The 10,445-nt window shown below is 67.4% G+C and carries 9 protein-coding genes; 5 read left to right on the top strand and 4 right to left on the bottom strand.

What is annotated here, in order from left to right; translation table 11 throughout:
* Nucleotides 1–9 precede the first annotated feature (9 nt).
* Genes AC4PRM_RS12485 through AC4PRM_RS12475 form a run of 3 tightly spaced genes read right to left on the bottom strand, consistent with a single transcriptional unit; the run spans nucleotide 10 to nucleotide 2,774 of the window.
* The gene (locus AC4PRM_RS12485) at nucleotides 10–1,023 is read right to left on the bottom strand and encodes a UbiA family prenyltransferase (protein ID WP_492040114.1); all 1,014 of its coding nucleotides are present in this window, start codon (nucleotides 1,021–1,023) and stop codon (nucleotides 10–12) included.
* A gap of 43 nt (nucleotides 1,024–1,066) precedes the next feature.
* Nucleotides 1,067–1,591 (bottom strand): BamJ family beta-barrel-assembly machinery protein, encoded by a 525-nt coding sequence (bamJ, locus tag AC4PRM_RS12480; protein ID WP_492040113.1) that lies wholly within the window; start codon nucleotides 1,589–1,591, stop codon nucleotides 1,067–1,069.
* Nucleotides 1,572–2,774, bottom strand: coding sequence for a threonine ammonia-lyase (locus AC4PRM_RS12475; RefSeq protein ID WP_492040112.1), 1,203 nt, complete (start codon nucleotides 2,772–2,774; stop codon nucleotides 1,572–1,574). The genes bamJ and AC4PRM_RS12475 overlap by 20 nt, the downstream gene beginning before the upstream one ends.
* Nucleotides 2,775–2,912: 138 nt before the next feature.
* Here AC4PRM_RS12475 and AC4PRM_RS12470 point away from each other — a divergent pair, with 138 nt between their 5' ends.
* Entirely contained in the window at nucleotides 2,913–3,431 is a 519-nt protein-coding gene (locus tag AC4PRM_RS12470; protein WP_492040111.1) for a hypothetical protein, read from the top strand.
* Nucleotides 3,432–3,833: 402 nt separating this feature from the next.
* Complete coding sequence (locus AC4PRM_RS12465; RefSeq protein ID WP_492040110.1) at nucleotides 3,834–4,031, top strand: hypothetical protein; 198 nt, start codon at nucleotides 3,834–3,836, stop codon at nucleotides 4,029–4,031.
* A 7-nt stretch (nucleotides 4,032–4,038) separates the two neighbouring features.
* Here AC4PRM_RS12465 and AC4PRM_RS12460 read toward each other — a convergent pair whose 3' ends face one another.
* Nucleotides 4,039–6,738: an ATP-dependent DNA helicase gene (locus AC4PRM_RS12460; RefSeq protein WP_492040294.1), complete on the bottom strand. Its 2,700-nt coding sequence runs from the start codon at nucleotides 6,736–6,738 to the stop codon at nucleotides 4,039–4,041.
* Nucleotides 6,739–6,965: 227 nt separating this feature from the next.
* Here AC4PRM_RS12460 and AC4PRM_RS12455 point away from each other — a divergent pair, with 227 nt between their 5' ends.
* From AC4PRM_RS12455 to pdeM, 3 genes are all read left to right on the top strand, one after another.
* Nucleotides 6,966–7,184 carry a hypothetical protein gene (locus AC4PRM_RS12455; protein WP_492040109.1) on the top strand — a complete coding sequence of 73 codons (219 nt, stop codon included), beginning with the start codon at nucleotides 6,966–6,968 and terminating at the stop codon, nucleotides 7,182–7,184.
* Between the two features lie 71 nt (nucleotides 7,185–7,255).
* Nucleotides 7,256–9,688 (top strand): ligase-associated DNA damage response DEXH box helicase, encoded by a 2,433-nt coding sequence (locus AC4PRM_RS12450; protein ID WP_492040293.1) that lies wholly within the window; start codon nucleotides 7,256–7,258, stop codon nucleotides 9,686–9,688.
* Nucleotides 9,685–10,416, top strand: coding sequence for a ligase-associated DNA damage response endonuclease PdeM (gene pdeM / locus AC4PRM_RS12445; RefSeq protein WP_492040108.1), 732 nt, complete (start codon nucleotides 9,685–9,687; stop codon nucleotides 10,414–10,416). The genes AC4PRM_RS12450 and pdeM overlap by 4 nt, the downstream gene beginning before the upstream one ends.
* Nucleotides 10,417–10,445: the final 29 nt, after the last annotated feature.

Raw genomic sequence — 10,445 nt, 5'->3', positions numbered from 1 at the left:
TGAAACTCCTTACATGGGCCATACGGCACCCAGAATAATGGCGATCAGCAGGACGAACCCTGTCTCGCGATTGGATCGGAACAGCCGTAAGGCCAGTGCGCCGTCTTCGGCCCGCACCCGCCGCGTCTGCCATGCCAGATGAATTGCATAGGCCGTCAGGCCCATCCAGAATAGGGGGCCGAGCCCTGCGAACGCGCCCGCCAGACCGGCAAAGAGAACGGCCAGTGCATAGAAGAGGCTGACGCCGTCTCTGACATTGCCGCCCAGCCGTCGCGCCGAGGACTTCACCCCGACCATGGCGTCGTCCTCGATGTCCTGAAGCGCATAGATTGTGTCGTAACCGAGGGTCCAGAACACGCCGCCGAGGTAGAGGAGGACGGCTGCGGCGGTGATCAGGCCAGGCCGACCCCCATCCAAGTGGAAATACTCAAGCTCGCCACCAGCGCCCCAGTGATTGAGCATCGCTAACCAGCCGAAACTGCTCGTCGCTGCTGCAAATCCCATCAGCGCGCCCCAGTTGAAGGTCAGACCCAGCCAGGCCTGCGGCCACCAGGTGATCCGCTTCATAAAGGGATAGGCCGCGACCAGCGCAAGCGATCCGACGCCGAGCAGAACGGCTGTCAAGTTCAGGGTCAGCAGGATCAGCAGGCTGATCAGACTGCAGCCGATCACGAAAGCCCAGGCTTGCCGGACCCTGATCCGGCCAGACGGGATCGGCCGCTGAGCCGTCCGCGCCACCTGGGCGTCGATCTCGCGGTCCACAATGTCATTGAATGCGCAGCCGGCCGCCCGCATCAGACAGGCTCCAATGGCAAATCCGGCCACCAGCCAGGCGTCATAAAGGTCCGGTGTCTTGCGATATTGGCCCAAGGCCAGCGCAATCCCCTGCCAGCCCGGCAGCAGCAGAAGCCAGATGCCGATGGGCCGGTCGAATCGCCCCAGCTTAAGCCACGGCTTCAGTCCCTCCGGCGCATGCTGGTCCACCCAGTTCGAACCGGCATCGGGAAGGGGGGCGGATGTCATGTGACGCTTCTAGCCAATTCCGTCTGCGACCGGGAGGGCAGCTTTATCCCATCGCCGCGCTGCGAGGTGGAGCCTCGCCCGGCACCCTATCCATGGCCAGCAGCTCCATGCGGAAGACCAGCACCGAGTTCGGCGGAATCTGCCCCGACGACCGCGCTCCATAGCCCAGCTCGGGCGGGATATAGACCAGCCATTCGTCACCGACCTTCATCCGCTGCACGATCTCGGTCCAGCCGGGCACGACCTCATTGAGGGTGAAGACCGCCGGTATGCCGCGCTGGTAGGAGCTGTCGAACACCGTGCCGTCGGTCAATGTGCCCTCATAGTGGACGCTGACCAGATCGTTGCTGTCGGGGCTTTCGCCGCCGGCCGGGCCGGACTTCAGGACCTTGTACTGGATGCCGGACGGCGTGCTCTGGATTCCGTCGGCCTTGGCGTTGTCGACCATGAAAGCCTCGGCCTCGGCGATGGCGGGATCGACCGGTGGCGTTTCCTCGCCGCGGTTGCAGGCGGACAATGCCGCGAGCATTCCGATGACGGCCAGTGGCCTAGCCCATCCGTAGTGCATAACCGGCCTCCTCAAGTCCCTGTCTGATCTCGTCGGCATGCGCCGCGCCGCGCGTCTCGACCATGATGTCGAACTCCGCCCCCTTGGCCGGCACATCCAGCGCCAGGCGGTTGTGGACCACGTCGATGATGTTGCCGCCCAGGCCGCCGATGACCGCGCTCATCTTGGACAGCATGCCGGGGCGGTCGTCGCCCAGGATGCGATAGACGATCAGCCGCTTCTCGCGCACCAGTTCGCGGTTCAGCACCACGGCCAGCATGCGCGCATCGATATTGCCTCCGCACAGGACCAGCCCGACCTTCATGCCTTTGAACTTCTCGGGATAGGCCAGCATGGCTGCCAGACCACCCGCGCCCGCGCCCTCGGCCACCGTCTTTTCCAGCGTGGCGTAGTAGGAGACGGCGGTCTCGAAATCCGCCTCCTGACAGACCAGAACGTCTTCGATCAGCGGGTCGGCGATTTCAAAGGGAATGTCGCCCACGGCCTTGATGGCGATGCCCTCTGCAATCGTCTGACCACTGCACTTCGGGGTCTCGCCGCGGCGTTTGGCCGTAAAGGAGGGGTACATGGCCGCCTCGACGCCGAAGATGCGGATATCCGGCTTCATAGCCTTGGCCGCCACAGCGCAGCCCGCGATCAGGCCGCCACCGCCGATGGGGATGATCAGGGCGTCCAGATCAGGCGCGTCTTCCAGGAATTCCACGGCACAGACACCTTGGCCGGTCACGATGCCTTCGTCGTCGAAGGCCGAGATGAAGACATAGCCCTTCTCGTCGCGCAGGCGGTGCGCCTCTTCGGTGGAGCCGGTGAAATCCAGCCCCTTGATGACCACCGTGGCCCCATGCGCCCGCGTGCCATCGGCCTTCACGAAGGGCGTACCCTCCGGCATGACTATGGTCACCGGAATGCCCAGCCGCCCGCCATGATAGGCCAGGGCCTGGGCATGGTTGCCCGCGCTGGCGGCCACGACGCCGCGCCTGCGTTCGTCCGGCGTCAGCTGAAGCAAGCGGTTCAAGGCCCCGCGTTCCTTGAAGCTGCCGGTGAAATGCAGATTGTCGAACTTGACCCAGACCTCGGCCCCGGTCAGCTGCGACAGACGGCGCGAATGGCGCACAGGGGTGCGGTCGACCTGGCCGGCGATGCGGTCGCGGGCGGCCAGGATGTCATCGAAAGTTACGCTCATGGGCTGTCCCTGCTGTCCGGTCTGACGCCGGACTGATGCCCGCTTTTGACCCAGCGAAAGGCGGGCCGCAACCTTGACCTTCGACCCCTTTGGGCCTTCTGTGCGCCAACCCAGTCGTACGCTTACGGAGACCCGCCCATGTCCGCCTTCAAGCCGTTCGCCCGTTCCATGATCGCCCTCGCCGCCGCCGGAACTCTGGCCGCCTGCGCCACCACGCCGATCGGTGGGGGCTATGGCGGGGCCATGTCCTCGACCTTCAGTGCCGCTGACTTTGCATGGTCGGAACGCTCGGGACCGGCCTCTATCGACGGACGTGTCGACTATCGCCGGGACGGACAGGCCTTTGCCTGCACCGGCTCGGTCGTGCTGACGCCCGTTACGCCCTACACCCGTCACCGGTTCCAGATCCTGTACGGTTCGACGGATCGTGCGGCGCTTCCGGCCTCCGTCGTGCGGTCGCGCAATGTGCCCGATCCGAACGGGGACTATCGCTCTTATGTGCGCCAGGCGACCTGCGCCAACAACCGCTTCGCCTATGCGGGCCTGCCGGACGGCGAGTGGTTCGTTATTGCCACGGTCAGCGCAGGCGGCGACCCCATCGTCCTGATGCAGCGGGTCCAGACGCGCGGCGGGCGGCGGGTGCCGGTGACGCTGTAGGGCGAACGTCTGGACCCAAGGTGATGACGCCAGACAGATCCGTGATCTTCGTTAGAGATCTCCTGCAACTGGTGTTCATTGCTGCTTGGGTTATCGGCCTCTTAGGCTGGGCGTGGGCCTTCTGGCACTTCATGCCAATGTGGTTCGCACGCTTTCGCACACGGGATGAGCACAAAGGGTTCACTCGCAAAGTCCTGCTGGGGACTGCAGTGTTCGCTGCCGCGTTTTGTACTGGCTGGGGGGCAATGGCACTGGGTGAAGTATTGAATTTGCCTCCTCCATAAATGCTTCAGTTTCGCCGTTCATCCGATCACAGAATGGTTTGTGAACCCCGTTCGCCTTTGTTTCGCCTTGTCTGACCCGCTTGGGTCGCGGTTCGTCCATTTGAGAGGGAGCGCGTCCATGTCCCAGCACAACATCACCGGGTCCGAAGCCTTCGGCAAGAAGCCCATGGTCCTGCTGCGTTCGGTCAAGACCGGTGCCTTCCGCCGCAAGCGTGCGGCCCGCACCTGGGCCGCCTTTGTGGCTGGTGCAGTGGTTGCCATCGTCGGCGGTGCCGTCGCCATGGCTGCCGTTTTCGGCACGACCCTGTTCGGCTGACATCTGTCTAAAGCGCTTCGTCGGCAGGTAGAAAACCGCTGACGAGTTCCACCGCCTCGGCCAGACCCATCCGCAGAACCTCGCAGCCCGGCGGCAGGCTGGCGAACAGGCGGGTGGGGGCGGCGGCGTCCAGCATGACGAAGACGCCCTTGTCGTCGGCGCGCCGGATCAGGCGACCGAAGGCTTGGGCCATCTTGGCGCGCGCCAGGGCGTCGTCGAAGCTGCGCGCCTGGGGCCCGCCGCCAAACCGCGCGCGCCGCGCCTTGTGCAGCAGGTCGGGGCGTGGCCACGGCACGCGGTCGAAGGCGAGGATGCGCAGGCTGCGGCCCGGTACATCCACCCCGTCACGCACGGCGTCTGTGCCCAACAGGCAGCTGTCCCGCTCGGCTCGGAAGACGTCGACCAGGGCCCCCACCTCCAGCGGATCGACATGCTGGGCGTAGAGCGGGATGCCCGCCTTGGCCAGGTCGGGTCCCAGCCGCTCGTAGACCGCCTTCAACCGGCGGATGGCGGTGAACAGGCCCAGGCCCCCGCCACCGGCCGCCAGGAAGAGTTCCCGCATCGCCGCCGCCGTCTGGCGGGTGTCGTCCTTGACCAGGTCGTTGACGACGATGACCCGGGTATTGGTCGCATAGTCGAAGGGGCTCTCGACCTTCAGCGTCCGGGCCGGTTCGATCAGGCGAGCCGCGCCGGTGCGCAGCCGGGCCATGTCGAACGGATCGTCCGACAGGGGATCGGACAGCGTCGCCGAGGTCACCAGCACCCCGTGCGACGGCATGATGACCGCAGCCTCCAGCGGCACGGTCGGATCGATCCAGTGGCGGCGCAGGGCCACGTCGGTGATGCGCCCGAACGCGGCCTCGGCCGACAGCCAGTCCAGGAAATCGGGGTCCGGTTCGTCCGACGATACCTCCAGCGCCGCCAGCATGGAGCGCCAGCCGGGCAGGGTCATGCGAGCGCGGCGGTCCAGCCCGCGCAGTGCCCCCTCGATCCGCGCCCGCGCCGCCCCATCCAACTCGGCGGCCTCGTCGTCCAGAATGTCTTCCAGATGTCGCGACAGGGCCAGCAGCGGGGCCTCGACATCGGCGAGGGCCCTGGCCGCCTCGCGTGCCGTCTCCAGCACGGGGTCGGTCACGGGGCGCAAGGAACACTCCATGCCGAACTCGGTGCCGCTTGGCCCGGACTGCTCGCTGGTCCGGGCGCGAAGCTGCTCCAGCGCCGCGACCAGAAACCGCTCGATCGGTCCGATCGGATTGACCTCGCCGGATGCAGGCGCGATGCGGCCCGAGACCCCTTCACCGGGCAGTTGGGCGGCGGCCCGGACGGCGTCCTGAAGTGCCTTGGTCGCCTCGGCATTGTCGGCACACAGGTCGCCCAGCCGTTGCTCCAGCCCGCGCCCGCGCCGCCCGCGCCCCTCCGGCCCGCGCAGCCAGCGGCGCAGCTCGGCGGCCTCCTGACCGGACAGGCAGGCGGAAAAGGCGCTGTCGGCCGCGTCGAACAGGTGGTGGCCCTCGTCGAAGACGATGCGCTTCAGGGCGGTGGTCTCGCCGTCCTGTTTCAGGCCGCGCGCCGAGCGGGCCCCGTCGAAGGCGGCCTGGGTCATGACCAGGGCGTGGTTGGCGACCACTAGGTCGGCACGGCGGCTGGCGCGGATGGTCTTCTCGACAAAGCAGGTGCGGTAGTGGGGACAGGCCGCATGGACGCATTCGCCGCGTCGGTCGACCAGATTGGCGGCACTGGCCTGATCGCTGGGGGCGGTGGCGAACAGGCCAGGCAGCCAGCCGGGATAGTCCCCCCCGCTCATGTCGCCGTCGCGGCTGTGCATCGCCCAGCGGCTGACCAGGGCCATGCCGATCAGGTCGCCATTGCCTAGCTGGGCCGCCTGCATCATGTCCTGAAGATTGAGCAGACACAGGTAGTTCTCGCGTCCCTTGCGAACCACGGCCTTGCGCTTGCGCTCGGCGGGATCGGGCCACAGGGCGGCGCTCTCGCGGTCGATCTGGCGTTGCAGGGCGCGGGTATAGGTCGAGACCCAGGCCGCCCCCTGATTGCGCTCGGCCCACAGGCTGGCGGGGGCCAGATAGCCCAGGGTCTTGCCGGTGCCGGTCCCCGCCTCGGCCAGCAGGACGCGAGGGCGACCCTCCTCATTGCGCGGCGAAAAGGCATAGGCCGCCTCAGCCGCATAGTCGGACTGGGTCGGGCGCGTCTCGTCCAGGCCGGACGCCTGAAGCAGTTTTTCGAGACGGATGCGGGCGGATTCGGAATCGACCGGTGCGGACCCGGCCTCGCCGCGCGGAGCCTCGTCCTCCCACTCCGGCAGGCGCGACCAGGCGTCCAGACCCGTACCGCGATGGGCGCGATCGCGGATCGGCTGATGAGCCAAGGCCCCGGTCACCCGCGACGCCCAGCTCCAGCCCGCGCGTGATAGCGTTTCGGCCAGGGTGAAGGCCTCTTCCCGCCCCGGATAGGCCGGATCGGCCAGTTCACGCAGCAGGCCATCGGCGGCGTCCATCAGCGCCTGAGCCTGCGCCTCCGCCCCCCTCGGCTCGCTCATCCCCATGGCAAGCGCCAGGCCACTGGGCGAAGGCGCACAGAACCGCGCGGGCCGGACGAAGGCGAACAGCTCCAGCACATCCAGCAGGTCGTCGGATCGGGCGGGCGGCGCAATCCCCAGACGCCGCGCCGTCAGACTGGCATGGGCGACCATGACAGGGCTGGTGGTGAACGCCCCCTCGGCCCCCCCCCGCCCGATCCTGCGCGGGCCGCTGTCGTCGCAGATCGCCCCAGCGCCAGGCGGCACGGCCAAGGCGGGCGGCAGGTCGAGCCACGGTTCTGTGCCGGTGGGGGCCGTGCGGGAAAGAGGCGAGTCGAGGGTCACCGTCAACAGATAGCGGTTCGGGACGTGAAACGGAACGGGAACATCTGGCGCAGACAGTGATCGTGCTCTATTTCGTATTCATGGCGAACCTTCCCAGCTCACAACGCAAGCGGCTGAAGCGGATCGTCATTATCGCCACGCTTCTATTTCTTGCGGTGATAGCTGGAGCGCGGTGGTTCTTGGGCTCCGAGTCTGCGGCGATCGATTATTGTCTCGACTCGGGGGGGCGCTGGGCCGAAGGCGGCTACTGCGAAGGCGCGCGGTACGGCGGGTGACGACGCTTCCTCCCCTCTTCGCCGACTGGTTCGCGAAGCGCGGCTGGGTGCCTCGGCGGCATCAGCTGGAGATGATCGCGGCGGGTCAGGCGGGGGCACACGCGTTGCTGGTGGCCCCGACCGGCGGCGGCAAGACGCTGGCCGGGTTCCTGCCCAGTCTGATCGATCTGGCCGAGCGCGGGCCGCGTCCCGCATTCGGGCCGGGTAGCGGGGTGCATACGCTCTATCTGTCGCCGCTGAAGGCGCTGACCACCGATGTGGAGCGCAATCTGATGACGCCGATCCGAGAGATCGGGCTGAACATTCATGTCGAGAGCCGCACCGGCGACACCAAACAGTCCAAGAAGCAGCGCCAGCGCGAGAACCCGCCGGACATCCTGCTGACCACGCCCGAGCAGCTGGCCCTGTTCTGTGCCTGGGACGGGGCACGGGACTATTTCGCCGACCTGAAATGCGTCGTGCTGGACGAGGTGCATGCGATCTGGAGCGGCAAGCGCGGGGACTTGCTGTCCCTGGGGCTGGGGCGGCTGCAACAGTTCGCGCCGGGGATGCGAAGGGTGGCCTTGAGCGCGACCGTGGACGATCCGGCGATGATCGCGGACTGGCTGGCTCCTGCTGGAGACAACTCGGTGACCATCGTCACCGGCGACCCCGGTGCCCCACCGGTGGTGGACGTCCTGATCTCCGACGGCCGCGTCCCCTGGGCCGGGCATACCGGCCAGCACGCCATCCCCGAGGTCTATGAGGCGATCAAACACGCGGGGATGAGCCTGATCTTCGTCAACACCCGCTGGCAGTCGGAGTTCGTCTTCCAGCAGCTGTGGGCCATCAACGACGATAACCTGCCCATCGCGCTTCACCACGGCTCGCTGGCCGCCGAGCAGAGACGCAAGGTCGAGGCGGCGATGGCGCGGGGCGATCTGAGAGCCGTGGTCTGCACCTCCACGCTGGACCTCGGCATCGACTGGGGCGACGTCGATCTGGTCATCCAGATGGCGGCACCCAAGGGGGCCAGCCGCCTGGTCCAGCGGATCGGCCGGGCCAACCACCGCCTGGACGAGCCCAGCCGCGCCCTGATGGTGCCGGCCAGCCGGTTCGAGATGCTGGAATGCCAGGCCGCGCGTGAGGCGGTGGCCGAGAACACCTTCGACTGGGAGCCGGTGCACACCGGCACGCTGGACACCCTGGCCCAGCACGTCATGGGTTGCGCCTGCTCAGAACCGTTCGCGCTGGAAGACCTCTATGCCGAGGTCACGGCCTGCGGCCCCTATCGCAACCTGACCTGGGAGCAGTTCGAGGAGGTCGTCGATCTGGTCGCCACCGGCGGCTATGCCCTGCGCACCTATGAGCGGTTCGCGCGGATCGTGCGGACGCGCGACGGCAAATGGAAGGTCCGCAACGCCCAGACGGCCCAGCGGCATCGGATGAACGTCGGGGCCATCGTCTCGGCCGGGACGCTGAACATCCGCGTGGCCTCGCGGCGCGGCGGGGCGGCCAAACAATTGATGGGGGGGCGCAAGGTCGGCGAGGCCGAGGAATGGTATTTCGAACAGCTGACGCCCGGCGACACCTTCGTGTTTGCCGGTCAGGTCTGGGCGTTCCAAGGGATCACCGGCACCGACGCCCTCGTGACCTATGCCCAGGACAAGGACCCCAAGATCCCGTCGTGGGGTGGGTCGAAGTTTCCGATGTCGACCTCGCTGGCCGCCCGCGTCCGCGACATGATCCAAGACCGCGATCATTGGCGCGTCCTGCCGCCCGATGTGCAGGAATGGCTGGCGCTGCAGGAAGAACGCTCGGTCGTGCCGGACAAGGAGACCATGCTGGTCGAGACCTTCCCGCGCGGCTCGCGGCATTTCATGGTGGCCTATCCGTTCGAGGGCAACCTGGCCCATTCGACCCTGTGCATGCTGCTGACGCGGCGGCTGGACCGGCTGGGGGTCGGGCCGCTGGGGTTTGTCGTTACGGACTATGCCCTGGCCATCTGGTCCATCAAGCCGATGGACGGACTGGACCTGAACGCCCTGTTCGAGCCGGACATGCTGGGCGACGATCTGGAGAGTTGGCTGGAAGAGAGCTTCATGATGAAGCGCACCTTCCGCAATTGCGCCCTGATCTCGGGCTTGATCGAACGACGCCAGCCGGGGACCGAGAAGACGGGCCGGCAGGTGACCTTTTCCACCGACCTGATCTACGACGTGCTGCGCCGCCACCAACCCGACCACCTGCTGCTGAAGACCGCCCGCGCCGATGCGGCCTCGGGGCTGCTGGACGTCGCGCGGCTGGGTCAGTTGCTGACCCGCATCCAGGGGCGCATCCGGCCCATCGCGCTGGAGCGGGCCTCGCCGTTCAGCGTGCCGGTCCTGGTCCAGATCGGGCGAGAACGCGTTGGCGGTGGCGCGGCCGAGATGATCCTGGACGAGACCGCCCACGAGTTCGGGCTGGAGGCCCTGGTGGCCGAGGTCATGGAAGGAGCCCCGGCGGCGATGGAGGGCGCACGATGAACGCCGCCCTGCGCCAGACCCTGTCGCCGGCCCGGCATCCGTGTGGTGGCCTTCGCGTGTTGATCGAGGGTGAACCCTGCGTCCTGCGCTGCTCCGGAGCGCTGTGGGTCATCAACCATCGGACCCTGATCGCGGCGGACCTGCATCTGGAGAAGGGTTCGGCCTTCGCCGCGCGCGGCCAGATGCTGCCGCCCTATGACAGCTCGGCCACGCTGGACCGGCTGGAGATGGAGATCGAGGCCCTGCAACCCGCCTCGGTGGTGCTGCTGGGCGACAGCTTCCACGACGCCGCCTCGATCGGGCGCATGGCTCTGGGCGACCGGGAGCGACTGGACCGCCTGGCCAAGGGCCGCGACTGGATCTGGCTGGAGGGCAATCACGATATCGGGGCGCTGGCGGGATCGGTCGATGCCCTGCCTGGCGAGGTGATCCAGACCATGAACCTCGGTTCACTGCGCCTGATCCATGAACCCCAGGGTGGCGTCCAGCCCGGCGAGATCGCCGGCCACCTCCACCCCGCCGCCCGCATCGTCGCCTATCGACGCAGCGTGCGCCGCCCTTGCTTCGTGACGGATGGCCGCCGGGCTGTGCTGCCGGCTTTCGGGGCGTTCACCGGCGGGCTGGATGTGCGGGACGCGGCGATAGCGGGGCTGTTTACCGAAGCGCCTCTGGCTGCCGCATTAGGGCGAGACCGGGTGCATGCGTTGAGCTGGGAAACACTGCGCTGATATCCTTCTCCCTGAGGGAGAAGGTGGTG

Source organism: Brevundimonas sp. DW-iso22 (assembly GCF_058725425.1).
The sequence above is the reverse complement of the archived record's forward strand: the minus strand, read 5'-3'. Positions and strand labels throughout refer to the sequence as shown.